This is a genomic window from Mycolicibacterium frederiksbergense (assembly GCF_012223425.1).
Lineage (GTDB): Bacteria > Actinomycetota > Actinomycetes > Mycobacteriales > Mycobacteriaceae > Mycobacterium > Mycobacterium frederiksbergense.
On record NZ_CP038799.1, the window covers coordinates 802824 to 827571 of the forward strand.

Annotated in this window: 22 protein-coding genes and 2 pseudogenes; 2 read left to right on the plus strand and 22 right to left on the minus strand. The window is 63.7% G+C overall.

Annotated features, from left to right (window positions below):
* Positions 1–22: 22 nt before the first annotated feature.
* The 12 genes from EXE63_RS06815 to EXE63_RS06870 all read right to left on the minus strand — a co-directional run bounded on the left by EXE63_RS06815 (position 23) and on the right by EXE63_RS06870 (position 10774).
* Positions 23–1366, minus strand: coding sequence for an MCE family protein (locus EXE63_RS06815; RefSeq protein WP_168141328.1), 1344 nt, complete (start codon positions 1364–1366; stop codon positions 23–25).
* Positions 1367–1370: 4 nt separating this feature from the next.
* The gene (locus EXE63_RS06820) at positions 1371–2228 is read right to left on the minus strand and encodes an ABC transporter permease (protein WP_168141329.1); all 858 of its coding nucleotides are present in this window, start codon (positions 2226–2228) and stop codon (positions 1371–1373) included.
* Positions 2225–3034, minus strand: a complete 810-nt coding sequence (locus tag EXE63_RS06825) for an MlaE family ABC transporter permease (protein ID WP_168141330.1) — start codon at positions 3032–3034, stop codon at positions 2225–2227. Before EXE63_RS06825 ends, EXE63_RS06820 begins: the two co-directional genes overlap by 4 nt.
* A 155-nt stretch (positions 3035–3189) precedes the next feature.
* Positions 3190–3639 (minus strand): dioxygenase family protein, encoded by a 450-nt coding sequence (locus EXE63_RS06830; protein ID WP_234904398.1) that lies wholly within the window; start codon positions 3637–3639, stop codon positions 3190–3192.
* A gap of 71 nt (positions 3640–3710) precedes the next feature.
* Positions 3711–4109 (minus strand): SCP2 sterol-binding domain-containing protein, encoded by a 399-nt coding sequence (locus EXE63_RS06835; protein WP_168141331.1) that lies wholly within the window; start codon positions 4107–4109, stop codon positions 3711–3713.
* 28 nt (positions 4110–4137) lie between these two features.
* Positions 4138–4635 carry an aromatic-ring-hydroxylating dioxygenase subunit beta gene (locus EXE63_RS06840; RefSeq protein ID WP_011855458.1) on the minus strand — a complete coding sequence of 166 codons (498 nt, stop codon included), beginning with the start codon at positions 4633–4635 and terminating at the stop codon, positions 4138–4140.
* Positions 4629–5792 (minus strand): aromatic ring-hydroxylating oxygenase subunit alpha, encoded by a 1164-nt coding sequence (locus tag EXE63_RS06845; RefSeq protein ID WP_234904400.1) that lies wholly within the window; start codon positions 5790–5792, stop codon positions 4629–4631. Before EXE63_RS06845 ends, EXE63_RS06840 begins: the two co-directional genes overlap by 7 nt.
* A gap of 14 nt (positions 5793–5806) precedes the next feature.
* Entirely contained in the window at positions 5807–6892 is a 1086-nt protein-coding gene (locus tag EXE63_RS06850; protein ID WP_011777804.1) for a beta propeller repeat protein, read from the minus strand.
* Between the two features lie 14 nt (positions 6893–6906).
* Entirely contained in the window at positions 6907–7932 is a 1026-nt protein-coding gene (locus EXE63_RS06855) for a 2,3-butanediol dehydrogenase (protein WP_011767832.1), read from the minus strand.
* A 57-nt stretch (positions 7933–7989) separates the two neighbouring features.
* The gene (locus tag EXE63_RS06860; RefSeq protein ID WP_083406783.1) at positions 7990–8817 is read right to left on the minus strand and encodes an SDR family NAD(P)-dependent oxidoreductase; all 828 of its coding nucleotides are present in this window, start codon (positions 8815–8817) and stop codon (positions 7990–7992) included.
* Positions 8818–8836: 19 nt separating this feature from the next.
* Positions 8837–10204 carry an aromatic ring-hydroxylating dioxygenase subunit alpha gene (locus EXE63_RS06865; protein WP_083406782.1) on the minus strand — a complete coding sequence of 456 codons (1368 nt, stop codon included), beginning with the start codon at positions 10202–10204 and terminating at the stop codon, positions 8837–8839.
* 60 nt (positions 10205–10264) lie between these two features.
* A complete protein-coding gene (locus tag EXE63_RS06870; RefSeq protein WP_011777802.1) occupies positions 10265–10774 on the minus strand; it encodes an aromatic-ring-hydroxylating dioxygenase subunit beta in 510 nt (169 codons plus the stop codon).
* 193 nt (positions 10775–10967) lie between these two features.
* Between EXE63_RS06870 and EXE63_RS06875 the strand changes: the two genes are divergently transcribed.
* Positions 10968–12250, plus strand: a protein-coding gene (locus EXE63_RS06875) for an IS3 family transposase (protein WP_085981120.1) whose coding sequence is annotated in 2 segments (ribosomal slippage) — positions 10968–11250 and positions 11250–12250 — 1284 coding nt in all. Because the reading frame shifts where the segments join, the coding sequence is not laid out codon by codon here.
* 39 nt (positions 12251–12289) lie between these two features.
* On the opposite strand, the pseudogene EXE63_RS06880 reads toward EXE63_RS06875, so the two are convergent.
* The 5 genes and pseudogenes from EXE63_RS06880 to EXE63_RS06900 form a co-directional block, all read right to left on the minus strand.
* A pseudogene (locus EXE63_RS06880) lies at positions 12290–12631 on the minus strand (transposase); the annotation flags it as partial.
* Positions 12632–12906: 275 nt separating this feature from the next.
* A complete protein-coding gene (locus EXE63_RS06885; protein WP_011777801.1) occupies positions 12907–14367 on the minus strand; it encodes an aldehyde dehydrogenase family protein in 1461 nt (486 codons plus the stop codon).
* Between the two features lie 195 nt (positions 14368–14562).
* Complete coding sequence (locus EXE63_RS06890) at positions 14563–14853, minus strand: 4Fe-4S dicluster domain-containing protein (RefSeq protein ID WP_011767827.1); 291 nt, start codon at positions 14851–14853, stop codon at positions 14563–14565.
* On the minus strand, positions 14850–16622 hold the full coding sequence (locus tag EXE63_RS06895; RefSeq protein ID WP_011559041.1) for an FAD-binding protein: 1773 nt from the start codon (positions 16620–16622) through the stop codon (positions 14850–14852). Before EXE63_RS06895 ends, EXE63_RS06890 begins: the two co-directional genes overlap by 4 nt.
* Positions 16623–16744: 122 nt before the next feature.
* Positions 16745–17254 carry an aromatic-ring-hydroxylating dioxygenase subunit beta gene (locus EXE63_RS06900; protein ID WP_011559047.1) on the minus strand — a complete coding sequence of 170 codons (510 nt, stop codon included), beginning with the start codon at positions 17252–17254 and terminating at the stop codon, positions 16745–16747.
* Positions 17255–17577: 323 nt separating this feature from the next.
* On the opposite strand from EXE63_RS06900, the pseudogene EXE63_RS06905 reads away from it, so the two are divergent.
* Positions 17578–18883: pseudogene (locus tag EXE63_RS06905) on the plus strand (IS256 family transposase).
* A 798-nt stretch (positions 18884–19681) separates the two neighbouring features.
* On the opposite strand, the gene EXE63_RS06910 reads toward EXE63_RS06905, so the two are convergent.
* The 5 genes from EXE63_RS06910 to EXE63_RS06930 form a co-directional block, all read right to left on the minus strand.
* Positions 19682–20707, minus strand: coding sequence for a dihydrodipicolinate synthase family protein (locus EXE63_RS06910; protein ID WP_011777791.1), 1026 nt, complete (start codon positions 20705–20707; stop codon positions 19682–19684).
* Between the two features lie 168 nt (positions 20708–20875).
* Positions 20876–21262, minus strand: a complete 387-nt coding sequence (locus tag EXE63_RS06915; RefSeq protein ID WP_011777790.1) for an SCP2 sterol-binding domain-containing protein — start codon at positions 21260–21262, stop codon at positions 20876–20878.
* 45 nt (positions 21263–21307) lie between these two features.
* A complete protein-coding gene (locus EXE63_RS06920) occupies positions 21308–22198 on the minus strand; it encodes a VOC family protein (RefSeq protein WP_013470355.1) in 891 nt (296 codons plus the stop codon).
* 18 nt (positions 22199–22216) lie between these two features.
* Positions 22217–23215, minus strand: a complete 999-nt coding sequence (locus EXE63_RS06925) for a dihydrodipicolinate synthase family protein (RefSeq protein WP_011777788.1) — start codon at positions 23213–23215, stop codon at positions 22217–22219.
* A 24-nt stretch (positions 23216–23239) separates the two neighbouring features.
* Positions 23240–24325, minus strand: a complete 1086-nt coding sequence (locus EXE63_RS06930) for a cupin domain-containing protein (protein ID WP_168141332.1) — start codon at positions 24323–24325, stop codon at positions 23240–23242.
* Positions 24326–24748 lie beyond the last annotated feature (423 nt).

The window sequence follows — 24748 nt, forward strand, 5'->3', positions numbered from 1 at the left end:
GAACCATTTGCGTGGCGGGCGGTCACGGTGGTGTGGGTCCCCGTGACGGCGGTGGCGGGACCCCGGGATATAGGGGCGTTCCGTCGGGGCCGTACTGCGGTGCGCCGTAGGGCGGCGCACCGGGGTAGGGCATGGGACCGGGCGCCGGGCCGCCCGGGTAGCGGATACTCGGCGGTTCGGGGACCGCCCGAGTCACCGGGAAGTAGTTGGCGTACCCGGGGAATCCGATGCCGGGATTGGGCCGCCAATCCAATCCGGTGCCGAAGCCGGTGTTGGCGATCAGCTGTCTCACCGGGAAGTTCTGGGCGACGTCGGGGAGCGAGCCGCACCCGGGCTTGCCTCCTTCCCCGCCCTTAGCAGCGTTGATGGGCAAGTTTTTCGGATACCGGTACGGGTCGTATCCCGGCAACAGCTCCGCGTCCATGATGAGAGACTTGCCGTTTCCGCCAAGCATGTCGGCATAGCCGGAGTCCAGAGTGGTCTTGGCGCCGACGAACAAGCAGGTGAGCATGGGGTTGTACTTCATCAGCAAGTTCGTCGTGGGTTCCAGCAGGTTGACCGCAGTCACCAGGTTGTCTTTGCTGGCCCCTAGCAGGTCCACTCCGCTGCGCGACAGCCCCACTACGTTGAGCAGCAGCGCATCGAGTTGCTGGGCATGGCTGGTGACTGTCGCGCTGGTGGTGGTCGCGGCGGCCAGGGTGTCGATGATGTTCTTTGCCGCGGCGCTGTAGGTGTCGCTGACACCTTTGAGCGCGCGGAAGTCCTCGCGCAACGTGTCGGTGCGTGGATTCAACTCCAGCAGAACCTCATTGCTCGCGGTGATCGCCTCACCGATCCTGTCACCTTGTCCTCTCACCCCCTCGGCGAGCGCACTGAGCACGGCGTTGAGCTTGAACGGGTCGATCTGTTTGATCAGCTGCACCACGTTCTGAAACACGGTGTTGACCTCCGTGGCGACGTTCTGCGATCGCAGCACTGCTCCCGCGGACAGCCGCTGCGGGCTGGGGTCGGACGGGTAGACAAGATCGACGAACTTCGCACCGAACAGGGAGATGGACTGGATGCGCGCCTCGACGTTGGCTGGGATGTACTGGATCTGCGCCGGGTCGATGTCCAGCTGGATGCGCGTGAAATCTCCGCCACTAACCGAGCTGACGTGCCCGACCTGCACACCGCGCATTTTGACCCGCGAGTTGGGCTCCAGCACCAGGCCCGATCGGTCCGCCGTCAGCGTCACCGGCACTGTCGGGGTGAATGTCCCGCTGAACATGCTCAAACTCAGCACCACCGCCATGACGATGCCCACGACCAAGAACCCCGCCCACCACTCGGAGGAGATTCGACGAGCGCCTGTTCCGTGCGTCACCGCGTCACCCCGCGAAGTTGAAGTTGCCGGTCTGGCCGTAGAGGGCCAGGGTGACCAGGAGAATCACCATCTGCGACGCGATCAACGATGTCCGGGTGGCACGTCCGACCGCTTCACCCACGCCCGCGGGGCCGCCGGCGGCGTTGAGTCCGTAATACGTGTGGATCAGCATGATCACCAGTACTTCGGCGACCGTGACGCCGACGGAGTAGAACACGGCCTGCGGATCGAGAAAGGTGTCGAAGTAATGGTCGAATACGCCGGACCCCTGCCCGTAAAACACGGTGGTGATGACACGCACCGAAAAGAACGACATCAATAAAGCTACGCAGTACAGAGGAACTACCACGATCATGCCGGCGACCACACGGGTTGACGCCAGGTAGGCGATTGGACGGATGCCCATCACCGCCAGCGCGTCGATCTCCTCGTTGATCTTCATCGCGCCCAGCTGCGCGGTGGTACCGGCACCAATCGTCGCAGCGAACGCGAAAGCCGAGCTGGCTGGGGTGACCAACCGAACGTTGACGAAGGCAGAGGTAAAACCCGCCAAGGCTTCCACACCGACCTGAGACATCTGGTTGTAGGCCTGACTTGCCAAGGCGCCGCTGGTCGACAAGTTGAGGAAGGCAACCACCGCCACGGTGCCACCCACTACCGCCAAGGAGCCCGCGCCCAGACCAATCGCGGCGATCTGGCGCAGCAGTTCAGCCCGGTAGATGCTCACCGCCTGCCCGATTGAGGCGATCGACTGACCGTAGAAACGGGCTTGATCACCGAGAGCCTTCCACCTGGCCCTCGACCCGCTCAGAGCGCGAGCGCTACGCGGAAGTCTCTGTCGTAACACGACGCTGGCGCTCATTTCGTGACCTCGAATCCGACTGCGGTGACGATGGCGTTGACGACGAACAGCAACAGGAACGCGATTACAACGGTCTCGTTGACCGCATTACCCACGCCGGCCGCGCCTTTTTGCACACGCAAGCCCTGGTAGCACGCGATCAGACCGGCTACGAAACCGAACAGCGCGGCCTTGACGAGAGAGACGACGACATCGCTGAGGCCGGTGATCAGGGTCATGCTGGCAACGAACGACCCGGGTGTCACATGCTGGAAGTAGACCGAAAAAAAGAAGGCTCCGAGGAGACCGGTCACGGTCACCACAGATGACAGAAGGACCGCGACCGTGGTCGTCGCCAGCACCCGGGGGACGACCAGGGAATGGATCGGGTCAAGGCCAAGCACCCGCATCGCATCGACTTCCTCGCGGATGGTGCGCGACCCGAGATCGGCACATATCGCCGAAGCGCCAGCACCCGCGACGACAAGGACGGTCACGAAGGGGCCGATCTGGTTGACCGCGCCCAATGCTGCGCCGGTCCCCGAGAAGTCGGCGGCACCGAATTCGGCGAGCAACGTGTTGAAGGTGAATGACGTCAGGACAACCAGGGGAATCGACAACGTCAGCGCAGGGACCATGGAAACCCGCGCCACGAACCATGTTTGGAGCAGAAACTCGCGCCATTGGAACGGTGGTTTGACCATCGCCACGAACATGTCCAGCGTCATCGCGTAGAGCCCGCCAATGATGCTGAGTGGTTTCAGAGCTTTGACGTCAGCCGCTGTCGGGAGGTTCTCAACCTTGCTACGGAGCGAAAGGCCCTTCACTCAGAAGCCCCCATAAGGTTGCTGAGGTGCGCGTCTGGGACCGGAATCTCCCTCACCGCGGCTAGGCCTGCCCCAACAGCACGGCCGAAATGCGTCGATGACAGCAGGCATGGTGAGGCCGGACCGCCCCCGATCGCCTGAAGCCGGCAACACGGTCACGTCGCAGCTTCCTGTTGCGGCTCAACAAAGGTTTCAACCCTCACGCCGTGTGCTGGCCGCAGCGTGATGTCGAAACGAAGTCCGATGTCGTCGCGGGTGGCAATCAGGGCTTGCCGCCGCTCGGCGGGCAGGCGGCGGAGCAGGGGGTCCTTGGCGAGATGGCACCCTGGAAGGTAGGCGCGGGTTATCAGCCGATCGAGAAGCCCTCGAGTATGCACCGACACCGCAATGAACGGCGCTGCCCCGTGCTCGGGTGCTCGAGGCGGCACCATTCTCATGCTGTAACGACCCTGTTGGTCGGTGATGACGCTCTTTGGGCGGGTGTAGTTCCGGCCGTCGCACCGCGGCCGTCCGATCTTCGTCGCCGCGTTGTCGTCGTCCCCCGCGGCGTGCCAGGTCTCGATCAGGACGTTAGGAACTGGTCGACCATCTTCATCCGTAATCACCCCGTGAAACTGAATGGCCCCGGACGCGCCCGCCGCCCGGTCGCACTGCCACCGTGGAGAAGCTGCCATGTTCAGTCTCCCCAGACGAGTCCGTCGACCTGACCTAGGAGGCGGAGTCCGGCGCCGAGCACCGCCATGTTCGCCATCGCCACCTTGACCGGGCCCACGAATTTGATCTTGCGCGTCGCGATGGCGTTCGCTACGCCGAGCTCGCCGTCCGCGACCCGGTGCCAGACGCTCGCGGTTGCAGTCAGAACGAAGTCAGCCTTTCGCCCTTGGATCTGCACCCCGCCGTAGACGGCCTCACCATCGGTGATCTCCAACTGTGAGACCTGGTCGTTGGCGTCCTGTACTCGCCATTCGATCAGCATGCTCAATTCTTTGGCACCCTGCCGGATCTCGGCCGAGTCGTTCCACAGGTCGCGGTACGCGCGTGCCCACTCGGGCGACATCAACGCAACGGCAGTCATTATCTAATCCACTCCTTCGGTCGACGAGTCAAACGGGGTACACCAGATAGCGCGGCGGAGTGTTGTCCACCACCACGAATTTCTGCTGAAACAGCGCGGTTTCATCGTCAAGGACGACGACGTCTTCGCTGTAGCCGCTGACCAGAATCCCCGGCTCGCCGGAGGCGCCGGTGTAGGTGACGAGGACGTTGGACCGTACCTCCCAGCGGTCTTCGCCGAGCTCACGCATCGCCGTACGCTGCTGAACGTGGCGGGTGTCGTAGGGTTCGACCGTGCCCGCCCAGACCTCCTGGATCATCTTCACGCGGTCGGCCAGCCGTTCTCGGCAATCGTCCATCATGTACGCCAGCGGCAGCCCCTCACGGACGTTCTCCATCGCGCGCACCTCGTAGGCACATTCCGTCGCGAACAGGGCAAGCCACGCGGTGAAGTCTTGATCGTCGACTGCGCGGGCGTAGGCTCCCAGCAGTTCGTCCACCAGGTACGCGGCACGTGCCCGCCGATCTTCGACGCTCGATGTCAGCAAAACTCCATCACCTCCTGGTAGTGCGCCCACCAGCCGGTATTGGCGACCTCGTCGTTCTGCGACGACTCCGATAATGGTCGGCCGACCCCGGCGACAAAGCGCTGATAGCCGCCGTCACGCGCGGTCGCCTGCACGCGGTTGTAGACGGCGGCGTCCTCGATACTGATGAAGCCGCTCGGCCCCAGCAGATTTGACGACTGGCGGACTCGGTGGCGTGCGAAGTCCTCGGAGTCACTGGCATGGCCGAAGAACGTGTATCGCACCTCGGTACGATCAACCCCCAGCGGGCGGGCGTACCGGATGTTGATTGTGTCGACGTGACGCACGATCCCAGTGACCGGCCGTAACGCAATCACGCGGGCTCGGCTGTCATCCCCCATCCGCGTGACCACACTCGGGTCAGCCAGGAAACCGTTGTCCACGTAGGGTTGCGCATCGTACAGAATCGACATGTGCCCATAGGGCTCGCTGACCAGCACGTTTCCGCTGCCGCCCTGCCAGTTGAGCAGTTTGAACGCGCTGTGCAGCAGCGGCGCGTGATAGGGATCGTTGTCGATGTAGGTTTTCCAATTACTCTGAAACACCACCGTCTGGTAGCCCAGCAACGTCAAGTCCCCGTCATCGACCATGCAGTCGCGCAACGGATCCGCGCTATCGCCGAGATAATCGTCGAACGGCGGCGGCTGCGCAGCCATGCTGACGAAGATCAAACCCCACGCCTCGACTACGTGCAGCTCCCGGAGGCCGTAGTCCTCCTCGCGAAAGTCCGGGCGAAACTGCATGCGGCGGGGCGCGCCGGCGAAACGGCCGTCATTGTTGAAGATCCACCGGTGATACGGACACTCGAATCGCTCCGCCACCCCGCACCGGCGCTGTTCCAGTAGCGTTCCCCGATGGGCGCAGGAGTTGACGAACACGCGGATGCGGTCATCGCCGTCCCGCACCATCAGCAGCGGCACGTCGGCCAGCCATCTCGTCCGGAAGGCGTTGCGCTCGGCCAGCTCGGCCCGGTGCGCGATCGGATGCCAGTAGGGGCCATAGAAGATGCGGGTGAGCTCTTCCCGGTAGACGTCGGGGTCGCTGAACACCTCTTTGGGGATGTCCGCGGCAGAGGTGAACCGTTTCCGGATCGCCGGCTGTATGTGGTCGAACTCCATCGTCGGTCCAAGCTTCACTGCGCTGTTCCCTTCTTCGGCGTCGCGATGTGGGTGATCGCGCCCAGGCCGTCGGCCAGGCACTTCCAGGTGTGGCCCTCGTCTTCCGACACGTAAAGCCCACCCGCCGTGGTGCCGTGGTACAGCAGCAGCTCGCCGCCTTCAGTGAGCTCGCCTTCCAGCGCCCAGACCATGTCGAACAGGCCGCGGTCGTCCTCGCTATCCAGCCGTACCCAGGAGGCGCCACCGTCGTTGCTGCGGAAGAATCCCACGTCGGCGCCGCGGCGTCGGCGCAGTTTGGACGGCGACAAGAAATAGACGTTGCCGTTGATCACGCCCATCACCAGCCGGCGCACTGCAGCCCACTTCGGTGGGATGCCGTCGGCCGCGGCGAGGAACACCACGTCGGGGTCGGCGGGATGCACCACGATCGCGTCTTCGGTGTAGTTGCGCTCGCCAAGTCCGTTGTTGGACTGCACCCAGCTCGATCCGCGGTCGGTGCTGCGGTAAATGCCCTTGCCGCCGCGGTAAGGCTTGGTGTCTTGGCCGGTGGTGACGATGAGCCGGTCGGGAGCTTCCGGGTGCAGGACCACGCGGTGGATGTCGTGACCGAGGCCATCGATCTCCTCCCACGTCTGTCCCCGGTCCCGGGTGATCAGGAGGGATCCAACTTCAATGCCGACGTAGACGACGTCAGCTTCTAGTGGGTGCACGGCGATGGTACGGACGTGCGCGATTCCCGGGCGGATGGGGAAGCTCCACCTTTTCGCTTCGGGTACGCCGAGGACGTTTCCACACTCGGCCCAGATCCCGTCTTGCCACCGCAGCAAGTGCGCTGGTTCTGTTCCGGCGTAGAGCGCGTTGGGCGTGTGCGGATCGAACGCCAGCGCGCGCACGTCGCGGTGGGCGAGGCCATCGCCGAGGTCAGTCCAGTGGTCTGCGCCCGCGGTGGCGAGAAACACGCCGTGCTTGTGGACGGCGACGGCGACGCGCTCGTCCTGAACAGCCATGGCCATGACCTGCCCCGGCAACTCGGGCCAGGCCCGGGCCTTGCCGTCGCCGGACACGGTGAATACACCGCGGCTTGTCGCGGCGACGACCATCAAGTCTCCCTCACTCACGGCTTCACCAGCACCTTGACCAGACCCTCCCGGCCCTCCAATAGCCCGCCCAATCCCTCCTTGACGGCGCGGTCCAGCGGGACTCGAGCGGTGATTTGCGGCGCGAGCGCGAGTTTTCCGTCGGCGATCAGGGCGAGAACGGCCGGGAAATCGTCGAACATGTCGTAACCGAAAACCATCCGGAGCTGAATCTCCTTGAGCAGATGGCGGTTGACATCGAGCGAGGCCGCGCCGGCCCACGACGACATCTCCATGAAACGGCCCTGTTTGCGGAGGCAGTCCAGGCCCTGTGTGAACGCCTCCGCGCTGCCCGCCACATGGAAGACCACGTCCACCCCTACACCGCGGGTCTCCTCCAGGATGCACGCGGTGGTCCCGGGGTCATGCGGATCGAGCACCAACGTGGCGCCGAGGTCGCGCGCCAGGCTGGCCCGCACGCCGCTTGGTTCCGTGACGAAGATTCGCGCAGCTCCGGCCGCGCGTGCGCACTGGATCACGGTGAGCCCGAGTGCCCCGGCACCGAGGACCATCACCGTTTCGCCGAGGAGCAGTTCCGCTCGCCGCACCGCGTGGAACGCCACCGCCGTCGGCTCGGTCAGCGCCGCCTCCTCGAGGTCCACCACGTCCGGCACTCGGACTGCGAGCCGAGAGGGCACTGCGACGTAGTTCGCGAGGCCTCCGTTTCGGGTGAAGCCGATCCATCCTGGGCGCTGGCACAAGTGGTAGAGCGACCGGTGGCAGTAGTGGCAGCTCCCGCAGAAATCCATCGGGATCACCGCGGCGCCCTGCCCGATGCGGGATTGGTCGACGCCCGCTCCGACCTCCACGATCCGGCCCGAGACCTCGTGACCGAGCACCACCGGCGGCTGCGAGAAGGTGGGCCCCGCGACATACTCGTGGAGGTCAGTTCCACACAGCCCTGTCGCCGCCACTTCGATGATGACCTCACCGTCCTGCGGCGCCGGGTCTGGCACCGACGTCAGACCGACGTCGTTGGTGCCGTTGAGAACGATCGCTTCCATCTCAGCTCGCGGTGCTTTCGTGGGTCCGGTGTAGATTCCAGCGGTTGGGGATCATGCTCATACCGCCTCGAACGCCCGGAAAGTGACGCCGGCGGTCATGCCTCCGTCGACCGGCAGTACGGCACCGGTGATGTAGGACGCCTCGGGCGAGGCAAGAAACACAGCCGGCGCCGCGATCTCGTCTGGTCCTGCGAAACGCTGCATCGCGCAGAGGTCCACCATCATCGAGGCGTGTTCGGGGTGCTCGGCCAGGAACCGTTCGATCCTCGGCGTGCGGGTGCCCCCGGGGGCGATCGCGTTCACGCGGATGTTGTCGCGGGCGAAGTCGAGGGCCATGTTCTTCGTGAGTAGCACGACCCCGCCTTTGCTTGCGCTGTAGGCGGAGCACCTGTTCTCGGCGAGGATCCCGGCCGTCGACGCGACGTTGACGATCGACCCGCCGCCACCCTGGCGCAGGAGTGGGATGACGGGTTTGGACATCTGAAAGACACTGCCGAGGTTCATGTCGATCTGGCTGCGCCACTGCTCCTCGCTGATCTCCTCCACGTTGCGAGCCAGGCTCCCGCCGACGACGTTGAACAGTGTGTCGAGCCGCCCGAACTCGGTCAGCGCCCGTTCGACGACACTGTTGGCAACATCGCTGAGGCAAACGTCGCCGGCGACGCCGCAAACCGCCGCGCCGGACTCGGCCAATTCATGCACGGCCGCATCGAGGCCCTCGCCGTCGGTGTCGGCCATGACACAGGACCCACCTTCGCGGCACCACCGCAGGGCGATCGCCTTACCGATTCCCGCGGCGGCGGCAGTGACAATTGCGACCCGGCGGTCCCCCGCCTTCACGGCACTCACGCGGCGCCGATTGGTGAACGGGCGCACTTCGCGCATAGCCTGGGCAGAAGCTTCATCAAGCACGCCCGCCGAATGCGGGAGGCTGACCCATGTATTCCAGCCATCTCCCCCAAAACCGCCGCTGATTCTGCTCGGCGTACCCGCTCGGGAGGGCCTCTCCCGGCCCTGGCCAGTCGGTGAGCGGAGTCAAGTCCATGCCCATTTCGTAGTTCAGCAGGCCTTCACCGGCGAACGGGCCCTGGACAGATTCGGTGATGGCCTTCCATGCCTCGGCGTCGTCCTGTTCGAAAACCCCACCTGGGCCGAAGTTGTTGACGTAGGACGCCTGGGACGCATCGCGCAACCATTCCGGAGCATCGCGTTCGACCAGGAACCAGGAGAGGATCTCCATCCGATCATGGGAGAGCGGATGCCATACCCGGAACGTGATGAAGGGGGTAGGGGGCGACATGTGGTCCGGCGCGATGGTCACGTTGATGAACGACAAATTCGGGAACACGGTGCCGTGAATAAAGGCTGAGCGTCGCATCAGGTCCTTGTGTACCGGCGACGGGTAGGACGTCGCCATCTGGTCGACGACTTCGTCGGGGTATCCCTCGTACTCGGGAAAATCGGCGAGCGTGGGCGGAAAGCCGAGTACGCCGACGCCGTGGCCGTTCTGCAGCGAGATTTCCGCTGGTGCGCTCGCGAAGTTTGGGTCACCGGGCGCCATGCCTAGCTCGACCATCGAGCGGTGAGCAAAGAGGGTGTGGTAGGAGTCGCCGACAAAATTGTCGGCGGCTGTCTTCCAGTTCGCTGACATCACCCATCGATGCGGTGCCCCTATCACCTCCAGACCGCCCGCTGTCTTCTTCGCAATGAGGTCGAGGTAGAACGTCGTGTCGCCGAGGTAGTCGGTCAGGCTCGGCGCCTTCGGATCGACGCTGCCGAAGATGAATCCGGCGTACGAGTCGACATGGGGGATGTGACGTAATCCCCACTGCGACTTGTCGAAGCCGCCGGGATAGGCCTCCGTCATCGCCGGCACGCCGACGAGCTCTCCGGTGTTGCTGTACACCCAGCCGTGGTACGGGCATTGGAAGTGCGCGGTGTTTCCCATCTCCGCCCGGCACACGAGCGCACCACGGTGGCGACAAGAATTGGACAGCGCCTGGATGCGGCCGGAGTTGTCCCGGCAAACGATCACCGAATCGGCCCCGATGTGCCGCACGACGAAGTCGCCGGACTTGGCCAACTCCGACTCGTGTCCGAGAAACACCCAGGCGCGCCCGAAGATCCGCTCCATCTCGATCGTGTGTAGCGCGGGATCGCTGACGACGCGGGCCGGTAAGCGCCCGACCTTGAGCCCGTCCGCTACCTCCCGCAACGCGCGCCGCAGGTAGGGATCGGTCGCGTCAGCTGTTCCGGTTGTTTCGGTGGTCATATGGTTGGACCCTTTCTGGAATCGGCGATATCCACGAGGAGGTGGTGAACGGAGCTGGCCCTACAGGACTACCGACAGGTTGTCGATAGGCAACGTCGAGTGATCGAGCAACACCTCGCGCCGAGCCAACCGCAGCGAATCGTCGGTCCGGCGCAACACGTCGACGCGTTCGGCCGACAGCAACTCCCACCGGCCGCTATCTCCGCGGCTGCGAAAGAACAACAGATTCGAGCGCACGGTCAACTCATCAGCCTCCGGTCCGGCAACCGTGCGAATGTTGGACACGAAGTGCCGGGTCCGCGACCGAGGTGACTCGGCCCACGAGAAATCCGTCTCGCCCCGAAGGACCCGCATCTCCAAGCCCGTGTAGTCGTCGTTCCAATGCGCGATCGCACCCACCCAACCCGCGGAATCCTCACGGGTGGTGCGCACCGGAACCACATACCGGATGTCGGGGTCGAGCAGACCCAACCATTCCCGGAACTGCCCCCCATCGAGTAGCTCCGCCTCCCGGAACATGAACTCCTCGACAGCCTCACGGGTATCCCGATCGACCGCAACCGCGTTCATCACACCGAACTCCTCGACCAGACCATCAACACTCACTCTCTATTCTGCTGAACAGATGTGTCCTCCGCTGTAGAGAATGTAAGCTACGTCTCACCGGGCCGTCAAGACAACATCTCCGAATGGGCAACGACCAAAACGGCTCTGACCCCTCCCGGCGAGTCCGGAGGCTCCCGATCTTGGGAGGATCTGAGTTATGGGACGTCCGAGCAAGTACCCCGACGAGTTGCGTGAGCGTGCGGTGCGCATGGTCGCCGAGGTCCGTCCGCAGTACCCGTCGCAGTGGGCGGCGATCACCGCGGTCGCGGGCATGTTGGGGATCGGCACCCCGGAGACCTTGCGGACCTGGATTCGCCGCTCGGAGGTCGATACCGGCCAGCGTCCGGGGGTGACCACGCAGATGGCCGAGGAGAACAAGGCGCTGCGTAAGGAGATCGCCGAGTTACGTCGGGCCAATGAGATCTTGAAAGCAGCGGCGATTTTCTTCGGGGCCGAGCTCGACCGGCCCGGGAGACGGCGATCCGGTTCATCGCCGAACACAAGGACCATCAGGTGGCCGGCCCCGACGGCGGGGCCGGGCTGCGCTGGGGTGTCGAGCCCATGTGTGCCGTGCTCTCCGAGCATGGCATCGCAATCAGCCCGTCGACCTACTACGAGTGGATCGCCAAGACCCCGACCCGGCGCGAGATCCGCGATGCCGAGTTGGTCGAGATCATCACCGCGGCAAGGGAAGGCAAGAGGAAGGGCCGGTTCGTCCAGACGCTCGGGTCACGCAAGTTGTGGATCTGGCTACGCGGCCAGGGCCACGACGTCGCCCGCTGCACGGTGGAGCGGATCATGCGCGAGAACGGATGGGAAGGCGCCCGGTACGGGTCCAAACACAAGACCACCGTCGCCGATAGCAGCCATGTCCGGTATCCGGATCTGGTGGACCGCCGGTTCTACGCGTCGGCCCCAAATCGGTTGTGGGTGGCTGACTTCACGTATGTGGCGACGTGGATGGGGTTCGTCTACGTGGCGTTCGTCATCGACGCCTACAGCCGCCGGATCGTGGGATGGCGAGCCGCTCGGTCGATGACCACCGACCTGGTCCTCGACGCCATCGAGCACGCGTTCTTCACCCGCACCCAGGACGGCACCAGTCTGCGCGGGCTGATCGCGCATTCGGATGCCGGCAGTCAGTACACCTCGGTGGCGTTCACCCAACGGCTCATCGACGAGGGAGTGGATCCGTCGGTCGGCTCGGTCGGTGACGCGCTGGACAACGCGCTGGCCGAGACCACCGTCGGGTCGTTCAAGAACGAGGTGATCCGCCGGCAAGGCCCGTGGCGCGACGTCAACCAGGTCGAGCTGGCCACCGCCGAGTGGGTGGTGTGGTTCAACACCGAGCGTCCGCATGAGTACCTCGACGACTTCACCCCTGAGGCCGTCGAGAAGCTCCACTACGATCAAAAACTCACCCCACCAAAGGCAGGGTGATTCAACGAATGCAGCCTCCGGACTCGCCGGGAGGGGTCACACCTCGATCTCGATCTGCCCGCACGCATCGGTCAGTACGGTCTTGGCCCGGGTTCCGTTGCGGGAGTTGCCCGAGCCATACCCAGCCGGATCGTGACGGTCATAGCCCAGGTGCTCGGACAGTTCCTCGTCCAGAGCGGTCTCGATGACCGTCTTGGTCATCGCCTTGAGCAACCCGCCCGGACCGGTCAGCGATACGCCGGCCTCGCGGGCCTGGCGTACCAACTCCCGGGCAACCTCGAGCTCGTCGACCTCACGGCTATCCGGGACATCAATGGCCGCCACGGCGGCCTCATCATCGGGATTCTGCGATGGCTCCACAGCCACGACAGTTTCGGTCATCACGCGACCTTTCCGGCCCCGACACACCGGGGCCGATCAGGCCGTTTACACCGTTACCGCGACAGTCCCACTATTGGCGGTCTCTACGTTAGGAGGGTCGAATCGCCGCGAACGTTGGGCCGGAATGGATCATTAATGGGGGCATCCCTGCCGAAGCACGCGCCGCCACGCCTTCACACCGTCGGCGAAGTTACCTGTGTGCATCGATACCGCCGCGTCGTCGTCGCTGATCTACGACCGTGACGAATATGTGTTGGTCAGGCTCCCCGCCGGACTCAGGACAGCGGAGGGCCTGGCGGCCCGATGCGACGGCTGATTGTTTGTAATTCGGTGTAGGAATCCAGGCTGGCTGGAGAGAATTCGCGTCCCAAGCCGCTCGCTTTCGCCCCGCCGAAGGGTGCGCGGGGGTCGAGGGAGGTGAAGGTGTGGCTGTTGATGAAGACGGAGCCGGTGTCGAACCGACGGCCGAGCAGGAACGCCCGCTCTTCATCTGACGTCCAGATCGAGGCGGCAAGCCCGTATTGCGATTGATTCACGAGCCGGATCACGTCGTCGAGTTCGTCGTATTTCAGCACGGGCACTACCGGGCCGAACTGTTCCTCTTCGACGATTGCGAGGCGGGGATCAGCCGCAGTGACCACGCTGGGCATCATGAAGTGGCCGTGGTCCCAGGCCGCCGAATCGAGCCGCTGCCCGAGGGTGGTGACGGTCGCGCCGCTCGAGCGCGCGTCGTCCACGATCTTCTCGACGAGGTTCTTCTGCTGAGCGTTGTTCAGCGGCCCCATGGTGACTCGGGGGTCGTCGCCGGGCCCGACGACGATTTCATCCACGGCGGCTGAGAACGCTTCCACGAAGCGGTCGTGGATGCGGGTCGGCACGTAGATACGTTTGAGACCGAAGCACACCTGGCCGGTGGTCCCGAACGCGCCTTTTACGATCTGCCGCATAGTCTCGGGCGAGAGGTCGACGTCGTCGAGGAGGATCGCGGGGTCGTTTCCGCCCAGCTCGAGCGTCACCCGCTTGATGTCGCGCGCGGCCGCGGCCATAACTTTGCGCCCGGTATCGATGCCGCCGGTGAAACCAATCTTGCGAATTCTCGGGTGAGCGACGAGTGCTTCTCCGACCGCGTCGCCACCGGTGACCATGTTGAGCACGCCCGGAGGGAAGTGCTGTTGGAGGGCTCGGATGATCTCGGCGAGAACCAACGGGGAGTTTGCCGCCGGCTTCAAGACGACTGTGTTGCCGGCGACGAGCGCGGGCGCCAGCTTCATGAATGCCAGGACCACCGGGAAGTTCCACGGCGTAATGGCGGCCACCGGCCCGATTGGGCGGCGGCGGATGAGGGTCGTGCCCCCGGTGTCGCGAATCTGTTGGTCTGCAAGGATTTCAGCCGAAATGCCTGCGGTGTAGCCGCAAATGCCCGACGCGAATTCGAGGTCGACGTGCGACTCTTCGAGGATCTTTCCGTTCTCCCGGCTCAGGATCGGCGCATATTCCTCGATCATGTCGTGGATCGTGCCTGCAGCGGCAAGTAGTGCTCCCTGGCGTTCTTCCAGGGGCCGCGATGACCATTCTGGGAACGCCATTGCAGCCGCTGCGACCGCTTCGTCGACCTGCCCGGGTGCGGCGTCTGGGACCGAACCGAGCAGTACCCGGATATCAGCCGGGCTGACGACGTCGATCGTCCGGTCGGATGTTTCCTCACGTCCATTGATGATGAGGTTTGCGCTGATCATGCCGAAGTCCTAACTTTCCTGCGGGGAACGGTGGATTTGTGGGAGCCATGTCTGCGTCATCGGAGGATCGCCCGGCGACCGCCAGATAAGTGCCGAATCCGGCGCCGGCCGCATCGGGCGGCCATCATCGCCTGACCCCGCAGCCGGGACCTTGCCGACACCGAACACGCCCGACTCGCGCTATTCCGATGGACATCAAGTTTTCTTTTCGTCGGGCGGAGCGTCGCGGCTGCCGTCGAGGGGCTCTACGCCCGGGAGGAAGGGGTCGGGGATCACCAGTGCGTGGCTGACAACGATCGCGTCCACGTGGCAATCGATTGCGCACAACCGACAGGAATGACAGTCGTTGGGGTAGATGATCTTGGCTCGCCACTTGGTCGTGGACCACGGTTCGTCGCCCTCCACCAGCCGGATCACCCCGGTTGGGCAGCTGTCGATGCAGACGTTGCACCCGTCGCACGTTGTTTCGTCGATGCTTTCGATCACTGAACCGCCGCCTCCTCACGGTAGCCTTGCGGCACGGTATATGGACTTGGATGGCGGCCGGGCGGGGCCTGCACCGGCCACGACTGGATCGGCAGGTCGCGTTCGCTGAACTGCAGATCGAATTCACCGCCGCTGCCCCGGCGCACGAGCAGCCACTTCAGCCACTCATCGTTGTCCGCGTAGGGGTAGTCGATACGAAACAGCTCCCCGCGACTTTCGGTGCGCCGCTTCATCGCCTCACAGGTGATGATCGCCAACGTCAGGTATGCGCGCACCTCATGCGCCTTCTTAAGTTCTTGATAGTCCGGCGCGAAAACGTAACGCAGTACCCGATCCCGGATCCGGTACAGCTCAGCGAGCGCTGAATCGATCCGTGCCTCCGACTTAAACAATGCGAATGCCGGATTGGCCGTCGCCTCGCCGATGGCTTTCCACACATCCACCGGCCGGACCTGCCGCAGCCGACGCATCGGCGCGAAATACTCCGCGAAGCTCTCCTGTGCCTGGTTCTCCCACACACTGCGCGCTACCGCGTGACCGCCGCGCGCCGCCGCCGCAGTGCCCGCCCGGTACCCCGCAACAGCCGAGAAGCTCGAGATCCCGCTGCCAGAAATTCCCGACATCAAATGCGGACACGCCGTGCCATACCCGGCCGCGTACAGGCCGGGCACTGTGGTGGCTCCGTCCAGGTCGATCGTGGGACCGCTGGTGCTGCTCGTGCCGAGCACGATGAACGGGGTCACCTCCAGCAGGTCAGTGGAGGGATCGACCTCAAACTCGGTAAAGGCGCGCCGCACCGTCGGAGACACTTCATACAGCACCTCTAGATCCGCCTGTGGTACGTGACGCAAGTCGAGATAGCACGGCCCTCGGCCCTCGACCATCTCGGTCATGATCGCGCGCGCGATGGTGAACAACCCGCCCTTATCGCCCCAGATCGGGTCATAGCGGTCCATGAAGTACTCGCCCGCCGCGTTGCAGAACTTGCCACCGATCCCCTGAATCTTGGCTTGACCCGGTGTGAAGAATGACCGATTGAAGTAACTCCAGGCAGCGAACTGGCCGAATTCCATGCCGGCGAACTCAGCACCCACTCGCCAGGCCGCCACATGACCTTCCCCGCTGCAATGGTCGGCGAACGCGTAATGCAGCTTGGGGTACCAAGGGCCGGTGTTGAGGATGACGCTGCCCGCCGTGAAGACATGACACTGGCCGGTGACAACGTTTACCCCCACCGCACCACACACCGCACCAGCGGTGGGCCGACACCCGTCGGTGGTCAGCAGATCAATCACATCGACCCGCTCGAACAGTCGCACCCCCGCCGCTTTCATCCTCTCCTTGAGGATTTCCATACACACGCGACCATCCACACCCAGCGTCGTGCCAAGGTTGTGGCCGCGGACCGTCACATACTTCAGCGACCCATCCTCATGAGTGGAATAGGGCACACCCCACTCGATCTGCTCGTTAACCCTGTCATAGGCCTCGGCTATGTACTGCTGCACCCAATCCTGATCGGCCAAATAATTGCTGCCCACCACGAACTCGCGCGCCCACTCCGTCATCTCCTCACCCTGCACCCGGTGATCAGGGGCGTATTGGCTGTGGACATACGTCATCGGCCCTGCCCGAGACACCACCGCTTTCTCCACCAGAATCACCGACGACCCCAACTCCGCGGCCCGTAGTGCTGCCCGCACTCCGCCAATTCCCCCACCCACTACCAAGACGTCGCATTCTTGGACCGACACATCCAGGTCACCCATAACGCCAGTCACGCCTTCACCAACATCTCGATCAAGTCCGTCTCGGTTGTTTCGGTGGTCATATGGTTGGACCCTTTCTGGAATCGGAGATATCCACGCGGAGGTGGTGAACGGAGCTGGCCCTACAGGACTACCGACAGGTTGTCGATAGGCAACGTCGAGTGATCGAGTAACACCTCGCGCCGAGCGAGCCGCAGCGAATCGTCGGTGCGGCGCAACACGTCGACCCGTTCGGCCGACAGCAACTCCCACCGGCCGCTGTCTCCGCGGCTGCGGAAGAACAAGAGATTCGAGCGCACGGTCAACTCATCAGCCTCCGGTCCGGCAACCGTGCGGATGTTGGACACGAAGTGCCGGGTCCGCGACCGAGGTGACTCCGCCCACGAGAAGTCCGTCTCGCCCCGGAGGACCCGCATCTCCAAACCCGTGTAGTCGTCGTTCCAGTGCGCGATCGCGCCCACCCAACCCGCGGAATCCTCACGGGTGGTGCGCACCGGAACCACATACCGGATGTCGGGGTCGAGCAGACCCAACCATTCTCGGAACTGCCCCCCATCGAGTAGCTCCGCCTCCCGGAACATGAACGCCTCGACAGCCTCACGGGTATCCCGATCGACCGCGACCGCGTTCATCAAATCGAACTCCTCGACCAGACCATCAACACTCACTCTCTATTCTGCTGAACAGATGCATCCTCCGCTGTAGAGAATGCTAGATACGTCACACCGGCCCGTCAAGACAACATCTCCAAATGAACCACGGCCAAAACGGCGCGCAACTAATGATGATGCTGCACAACCGAATCTGGACGCGAGCTCATGTGGCGCCTCCATCGGATGCGCAATGCCCGGGCGCCTGGCGCGTCGGGACTGTCGCGGTAACGGTGTAAACGGCCTGATCGGCCCCGGTGTGTCGGGGCCGGAAAGGTCGCGTGATGACCGAAACTGTCGTGGCTGTGGAGCCATCGCAGAATCCCGATGATGAGGCCGCCGTGGCGGCCATTGATGTCCCGGATAGCGGTGAGGTCGACGAGCTCGAGGTTGCCCGGGAGTTGGTACGCGAGGCCGGCGTATCGCTGACCGGTCCGGGCGGGTTGCTCAAGGCGATGACCAAGACGGTCATCGAGACCGCTCTGGATTAGGAACTGTCCGAGCACCTGGGCTATGACCGTCACGATCCGGCTGGGTATGGCTCGGGCAACTCCCGCAACGGAACCCGGGCCAAGACCGTACTGACCGATGCGGGCGGGCAGATCGAGATCGAGGTGCCGCGCGACCGCGCCGGCAGCTTCGAACCCCAGATCGTCCAGAAGCGCCAACGTCGCCTGACCGATGTCGACGAGGTGGTGTTGTCGCTGTATGCCCGCGGGCTGACCACCGGCGAGATCAGCGCCCATTTCGCCGACATCTACGGCGCGTCGGTGTCCAAGGACACGATCAGTCGGATCACCGACCGCGTGGTCGAGGAGATGACCGTGTGGCACACCCGCCCGCTGGAACGCGTGTACGCCGCGGTGTTCATCGACGCCCTGCACGTCAAGATCCGCGACGGCCAGGTCGGCCCCAGGCCCATCTACGCCGCGATCGGGGTGGACCTGGCCGGGCATCGTGACGTGCTGGGCATGTGGGCCGGCGAGGGCGAGGGCGAGGGCGAGTCAGCCAAATACTGGCTGGCGGTACTCACCGAGCTGAAGAACCGCGGGGTGGCCGACATTTTCTTCCTGGTCTGCGACGGGCTCAAAGGCTTACCGCAGTCGGTGGGCGCGGTGTTCCCCGACACTGTGGTCCAGACGTGTGTCATCCATTTGATCCGTGGGACGTTCCGCTATGCCGGGCGCCAGCACCGCGACGCCATTGCCAAGGCGTTGCGGCCGATCTACACCGCGGTCAACGCCGAGGCTGCAGCGGCAGCGCTGGACGCATTCGAGAGCCGAGTGGGGTAACCGCTACCCGGCGGCGATTCGATTGTGGCGCAACGCGTGGAGTGAGTTCATTCCGTTCCTGGACTACGACACCGAGACAAGGAAGGTGATCTGTTCGACCAATGCTACTGAATCGTTGAACGCCCGCTACCGCCGCGCCGTGCGGGCCCGCGGTCATTCTCCCACCGAGCAGGCGGCGCTGAAGTGCCTATACTTGGTCACCCGGTCGCTGGACCCGACCGGGACCGGACAGAAGCGATGGACCATACGCTGGAAACCAGCCCTGAACGCCTTCGCGATCACCTTCGCCGACCGCATGCCGGGCAGCGAAACCACCTAACCGAAGATGCCGCTTACACCGTTAATCTGACGGACCCGGCGCGTCACCTTATGTAGACGAGATCACGCTAAGTCCTGGCGAATCAGGCATTTACGACGCGTTCGGCAGGCTGCGGCAGTGCACGCAAGATCGCGACTGGACGTGTTGATCTCTTTGACCGACTTGCCTTTGCGCCGGGGCCGCCAGCCGCTCATGGCCGAGGTCTGTGGCGATGTCGTCGTGCTGTCGGTGCCCTGTTATGAACATTCGGCCGCGGGGCGCGGGAACAAGAGCACGCGCGGCGGTCGTTGCCGCTATTGTCCGACGAACACCCGGGTGGCGGGCGTTAGCCGACTCCACTCCCCCGATCGCCCGGGTCGGCAGGCGATGCCGATTGTCGCGCCTATCGGTTCGGGCATCTCCAAGTCATCGCCGGTATGGTCCCTGGCAGACCGCCCGTGGCGCTGTGACTTGTGACATGCTCGCCGTGGCCACGGCCGCGAAACCGCTTGTGGTGCACACTATCTGTGTGCTCGGCGACGCGTTGGCTCGGGTGCGACTTCCTATCTTGACGCTGCTCTCGATCGCAATCCTGACTGGCTGACCTATCATCGCGCAACGGGCTCTTGGAGAAGCCCATCAGATCGGTGGTCGCGAGCAGGCGGCATTGTTCAACCTCGCCGCCGTCGCATTGCTCGGCTTGGCAGTCCTTTCCGAAGTTCAGTCGCTGCTGAGTGGTCTGGCGACGTTGGCTACAGACCTAGACGCCTAGGTGGGGGGAGTGGTCAGCAGGTCGCCCTGACGGTTCTTCCCCGGCGTCTATGACGAGGCGGCGGCGACGTTCGCCGCGGCAGGCGGCAGCCCAGCGGCTTCCCTTGACCGGTGATAGCGCTCCGCAAGTCCTGCCCAGCGTTCACCGTAGCGGTGCGCGGAATCGACGACGGTCTGCGGTATGTGAACGAAGGGCGGCCGAGCAGCCCCAGCACGCCCATAGCCCGCAGTGTCGATTGCCATCTTCCACCAGGCGGACTGCATGGCTTGGAATTCCTCCATAGTCAGACCCAGCGTTCGAAATGGCGCCTGCATCTGGTCGGCGATGGCCGCGGCCTCTGTCCAGTCGCCACGCTGGCATGCATCGCGCAGCGAAAGCGCGGGCCAGGGGCCCATGCATACGTCGATGCTCCACGCTCCGGCAGCACCGAACATCATTGCGGGGTACATCAATTGGTCCAAGACGAGGACCGACATCTTTTCCTTGACCGCTTTGATGGCGCCGATCACATTGAAGATGTCCATCGAGGTCTGCTTGAGCGCAACGATATTGCGAATCTGGGCCAGCTCCCTAAATGCACCGGGCGGCAATGTGATGCGGAACGCATGCGGGTTCTGGTAAATCATAATCGCCAGCTCCGGAACGGCCTCGGCGAGGTCTTTATAGTACTGGACCGCGTTCTCGGCAGTCTGCGGCAAATACATCGGCGGTCCGCTCATAATGCCGTCCGCCCCGAGGTCGGCGATGACGCGGGCGCGTCGGATCGAGTCGCGCGTGTTGAGCGTGCTGGCACCAACGAACACCGGAACCCGGGCGTTCACCGTCTCCACGACTGTCGTGATGAGCGTGCGGTATTCGTCGTCGGAAAGGGTGTGCGACTCGCCGGCGCTGCCGGTCGTCACGATGCCGTCGACACCATCACGCACCAGACGATCCACCAGAGACGCGAGCGCATCGGTGTCGATCGTGTCGACCGCGTTGACATCGGCGGCGTCCGGCGTCGAGCAGGCCGGCACGAATCCCCACAGCCCCTTCATGTCGCTGGGAACGAGTTCGCTGCTACGTGTTGTCATGAGCCGTGTCCAATCTGGTTTGATGATCTTCGGAATGGCTTTTATTGGCGGTATGGTCGCGCCGGACCGTCCAGGGTGGGACTTGAGCCGATGGTAAGTGCCGATGCACTCCCGTTCGTGGCATTGTGTCCCTCGGCGCGAAGTCAACTCTAGGCGCCGCGATAAGTGCTAGTAGTCGATGTCTAAGCCGCTCTCGAGTTCAGCGAGCCGATCCTGGGCTTTTCCGATCGACATCATCTTCATCATGTTGCCGACGGCTTTCATCTGCCCGGTCATGGTCGCGGTCTGGCCGTTGAGCGCACCCCGAGACAGCTCGACGTTTGTTTCGTAGCTGAGCTCGGCCTCCACGTCGGGCGTGCGCGGCGGGGATCCGATACCGACGATGAGCGACCCGTCAGAGAAATGCATGTAGTAGTCATCGCTGGCCGGGCTCTGCGACACGGATACGCGGAGCACCACGTCATGTCCCTTCGCTGCAATGCGGAACCTCTCGTCGGCATTGGCCGCGTCGGTCACCGCAGTCGCCCAGTCGTCGGTTAGGAACCGGATCGCCATTTCACCTCCATATGATCGTTTTCGTCGTCTCGGCCGTCGAGCCGTTCATGTTGTTGCGGCTTCGAGTGCGCCTGGTGGTGTTTGGGCGACCATCTGGTGGCCCCACACACTGGGTCGGTCGTACTGAGCGACTGTCCAGGTTTCCTCGTCGACGGTCACCGCATCCCAGCCGTACTCGATGTCAAACCCGCTCGGTGTGCGCGCGTAAAACGACACCATCCGATCGTTGACATGGCGCCCCAACGTCATGCTCAGCGGAATGTTGCGCGACATGCACAGGTCATAAGCCATCCCCACGTCATCAAAACTTTGCACCTCGACCATCACGTGGTGCAGTCCCCGCACACCCGGCATCGGAGTCAACGCGATGCTGTGATGGCGCGGGTTGCAGTGGTAGAACCACAGATCCATGAAGGTGTAAATCTCATCGCTCTTCTTAAACCCCAACACCCCCCGCAAAAACCGGTCGGCCTGCGCAAGGTCCGGCGTCGCCAACACCACATGACCCAACCCCTGCGCACCGGTGACGAACCCCGATATCGCACGACCGGGCCGGAAGGAACCCGGCACCACCTTCTGACCGTAAAACAACTCATGACGCAACCCCGAAGGATCCGACAGCGTCACAAAGCCCAACACCCCGCGGGCCGCGCAGTCCTCCTCGGTCCCCACCTCAAACCCAATGCCCCGCTTGTGCAGCAACTCCCCGGCAGCCTCAAGCGCCTCCTCGCTGCCCACATCCCAGCCCGCATACAACATCCGGTTGCGCTCTCCGTGATGCACAGCCAAACGATGATCGGCGTCGTCGATCCGCAACAGGACCGACCCACTGGACGCCTCAACCGCCTCCATCCCCAAAACCTCCGGACCGAACGCCAACCACTCCTTCGCATCCGGAGACTCCACACCCACATAACCCAACGTCTTCACCAACATGTGCTGTCCTCAGGCGATTCAGTGGTTCGAGACGGCAAGTGACGCATAGCGCTGCTGGAGTGCGGCCCAGTTCTTGCCGGCCTCGCGCCCGCCAGCCAAATAGGACTCCGGCACTTCGGTGTACGGCGGTCGGGTGGGCCCCGTGCGCATAAAACCGGCCGCCTGGAATTGGGCGTTGTCGATCTGGATGCTGTACTTGAGGAATTCGGCGAAGTTGCCGCCCGGGTACAGCGTCTCAAGAGCCCCCTCGAGTTCGTCGGTGAGCGCTTGGCAGTCGTCCCAGCGGCGGGCTCTGATTAGGTCGCGCAAGTGCGTTACTGGCGCAGGGCCGCAGGCCACATTGCCCGACCAGCAGGCGGTGACCTCTTCTGGGAAGAGCCGCGCAAAGTAGTACCAGTCAGTCTCAAGCGGCAGTAGCCGCACGCGACCGCTTACCGCGCGGAGGTCGGAAAGGAAGGCGGAGCCACTGAGCAGCCCGAGATGCTTGGCAGCGACGACCTGGGGTATCTGGCTGAGTGCCTCGTAGGCGGGCGTCCCGATCTTTCCCTTGAAGGCGCCGGGGTTGTCGTAGACCACCAATGCCATGTTCGGCACTGCCTCGGCCACATCCCGGTAGAAGCGCACGATGCCGGCGTCATCCAGGGGCAGCCACATCGGACGACCCACGAACAGGCCATCGGCGCCGAGCTCGCCGAGCCGGCGACCCCTCGCGATCGTATCGCGGGTATTGAGCGTCGTCGCTCCGGCGAAAACCGGGATACGTCCCGCGACGGCGTCGACCACGGTGGCGACAAAGCTCTGCAACTCGTCCCACGTCAGCGAGGCGCACTCGCCGAAGGTGCCTGTGGTCATGAGCACATCCACTCCGCCACGGACCATCGCGTCGGCGAGCTTCGCCGCCTCATCGAGGTCTACGGAGAACGCGGTGCCCGGTTGGTCGGCCGTCGGGATGGAGGGCGTAGGGATAATGCCGACGACACCGGTGATGTCATCGACGGTCAACTTCGTGTCACGCACGTGCACTGCCTCTCTCGTGAATCGTCAGCGGGCTCGGAGGTTAGCGGGGACCGGCGGAAATGGCTGCGTCCCCAAAGACAGCTCGGGCTCTTCGTAGTAGAGATCGAGAGCCTTCAATGTAGGGATGTCGTTGACCGAGAACAGCAACGCATTTTCTGCCGACCGGTTGACGAAGTGATGGGTGCTCCAGTTGGGCACCACGAAGCTGTCGTGGGGCCCCCAGTCGAGTTCGACCCCGTCGACAACCGTAGTTCCCTCACCGCGCACGACGAAATACACGGCACTCGACGTGTGGCGATGGGCCTCGGTCTGCTGGCCCGGCCGCAGCAACTGCACCCAGCAATCCAGCGTTGGCATAGTCGATCCGCCGGTAACGGGGTTCGCATAACGCAGGACTACGCCGTCGTAGGGACTGCCCGCAAGGCCCGCCATCCGCTGGAGCTGCCGCTCGACGTCACGCCAAGGATAGCGGTACGGGAAGTTCGCCGCCTTGACCTGCTCCCACGCCGGGCGCAGCATCCCACCGCGGTCAGCGAGATGCTCTCCCGGGTCCTCGCGTTGAGGTTGGCGCATCTCGCCATAGGGCTCATAGAAGGGCACATTCAGCCCGAGCACTAGGCCGATATCCAGCACGTCGAGCCAAACGACGTTCTCCGAGGTGGCGTTCTCATGGTCATGCCACGTCCAGCGAGGGGTCAGAACCAGGTCGTAGGTGTCCATTTGACAAGGCTCGCCATCCACCACAGTCACCAGGCCGGGGCCGCCTTGAATAGCGAACCGCAGCGCTGCCATGGTGTGGCGGTGCGCATAGGCAATCTCGCCGGGCTTGAGCATCTGCATACCCATGTTGATGGTGTGCGTGGTTCCCCGGGCATCCGGATTGATGAACGAGAGATTGCGTCGCGCCGTCAAACTTTCAGGCATCACGTCGCACGACTTCAGAAGCTTCGCGTAAACATCGTGCCATCGCCACAGAAACGGAACACCGGCGGGCTTGGGGCCGCCGACGACGCTCTCCAGCATTTCGTCGTAGATCCATTGTCCACGTAAGTTGGCAGCCTCGAGCTCGGCGTCGAATTCGTGAAGCCCTGAAATCTCAGCGGTCGACATGAGACTACCTTCTCTGTTTTGCAGAACACTACTCTGTTACTTAGAGAGTATCGGGACCGGCCGATTGCGTCAACACCAGGAAGTGCCGCGTACTAACCTCACCGTACTGACCATCGCCGTTGGTGACGGCGTGGCGAGGTGAGAACAAGAAGACCTCCAAGTGAGCTAGGAACGCTCAACAACCTCCGAGGTCTTCTTCATGACTCGTGGCGCCGTGTCGGCTGCGACAGGTTGTGTTGTCGATAGGGTCCCAGAGGTCACCGATGTGGGTCGGTCGCCAGCGGCGCAGCCCCGAACCTCGATGATCGGCCACTCCGTTTCGAGCCGAGTTCCGTCTAGGGGAGCGATGCGGTCGCGGCAACTCATCCGTGATGCCGGCGCCCAAGGCGCGGTATCGGCCTGTCCACCGAGCCGGGGCGGTGG

What these genes read in the sequence shown, in the direction of transcription:
- EXE63_RS06885 (WP_011777801.1), bottom strand. Translation starts at nt 14,367, where the DNA reads ATGATCAGCGCAAACCTCATCATCAATGGACGTGAGGAAACATCCGAC.
- EXE63_RS06850 (WP_011777804.1), bottom strand. Translation starts at nt 6,892, where the DNA reads ATGGTCGTCGCCGCGACAAGCCGCGGTGTATTCACCGTGTCCGGCGAC.
- EXE63_RS06930 (WP_168141332.1), bottom strand. Translation starts at nt 24,325, where the DNA reads ATGTCGACCGCTGAGATTTCAGGGCTTCACGAATTCGACGCCGAGCTC.
- EXE63_RS06910 (WP_011777791.1), bottom strand. Translation starts at nt 20,707, where the DNA reads ATGACAACACGTAGCAGCGAACTCGTTCCCAGCGACATGAAGGGGCTG.
- EXE63_RS06835 (WP_168141331.1), bottom strand. Translation starts at nt 4,109, where the DNA reads ATGACTGCCGTTGCGTTGATGTCGCCCGAGTGGGCACGCGCGTACCGC.
- EXE63_RS06865 (WP_083406782.1), bottom strand. Translation starts at nt 10,204, where the DNA reads ATGACCACCGAAACAACCGGAACAGCTGACGCGACCGATCCCTACCTG.
- EXE63_RS06900 (WP_011559047.1), bottom strand. Translation starts at nt 17,254, where the DNA reads ATGAACGCGGTCGCGGTCGATCGGGATACCCGTGAGGCTGTCGAGGCG.
- EXE63_RS06860 (WP_083406783.1), bottom strand. Translation starts at nt 8,817, where the DNA reads ATGCGCGAAGTGCGCCCGTTCACCAATCGGCGCCGCGTGAGTGCCGTG.
- EXE63_RS06920 (WP_013470355.1), bottom strand. Translation starts at nt 22,198, where the DNA reads ATGTTGGTGAAGACGTTGGGTTATGTGGGTGTGGAGTCTCCGGATGCG.
- EXE63_RS06895 (WP_011559041.1), bottom strand. Translation starts at nt 16,622, where the DNA reads ATGGGTGACCTGGATGTGTCGGTCCAAGAATGCGACGTCTTGGTAGTG.
- EXE63_RS06845 (WP_234904400.1), bottom strand. Translation starts at nt 5,792, where the DNA reads ATGGAGTTCGACCACATACAGCCGGCGATCCGGAAACGGTTCACCTCT.
- EXE63_RS06870 (WP_011777802.1), bottom strand. Translation starts at nt 10,774, where the DNA reads ATGAACGCGGTTGCGGTCGATCGGGATACCCGTGAGGCTGTCGAGGAG.
- EXE63_RS06820 (WP_168141329.1), bottom strand. Translation starts at nt 2,228, where the DNA reads ATGAGCGCCAGCGTCGTGTTACGACAGAGACTTCCGCGTAGCGCTCGC.
- EXE63_RS06855 (WP_011767832.1), bottom strand. Translation starts at nt 7,932, where the DNA reads ATGGAAGCGATCGTTCTCAACGGCACCAACGACGTCGGTCTGACGTCG.
- EXE63_RS06915 (WP_011777790.1), bottom strand. Translation starts at nt 21,262, where the DNA reads ATGGCGATCCGGTTCCTAACCGACGACTGGGCGACTGCGGTGACCGAC.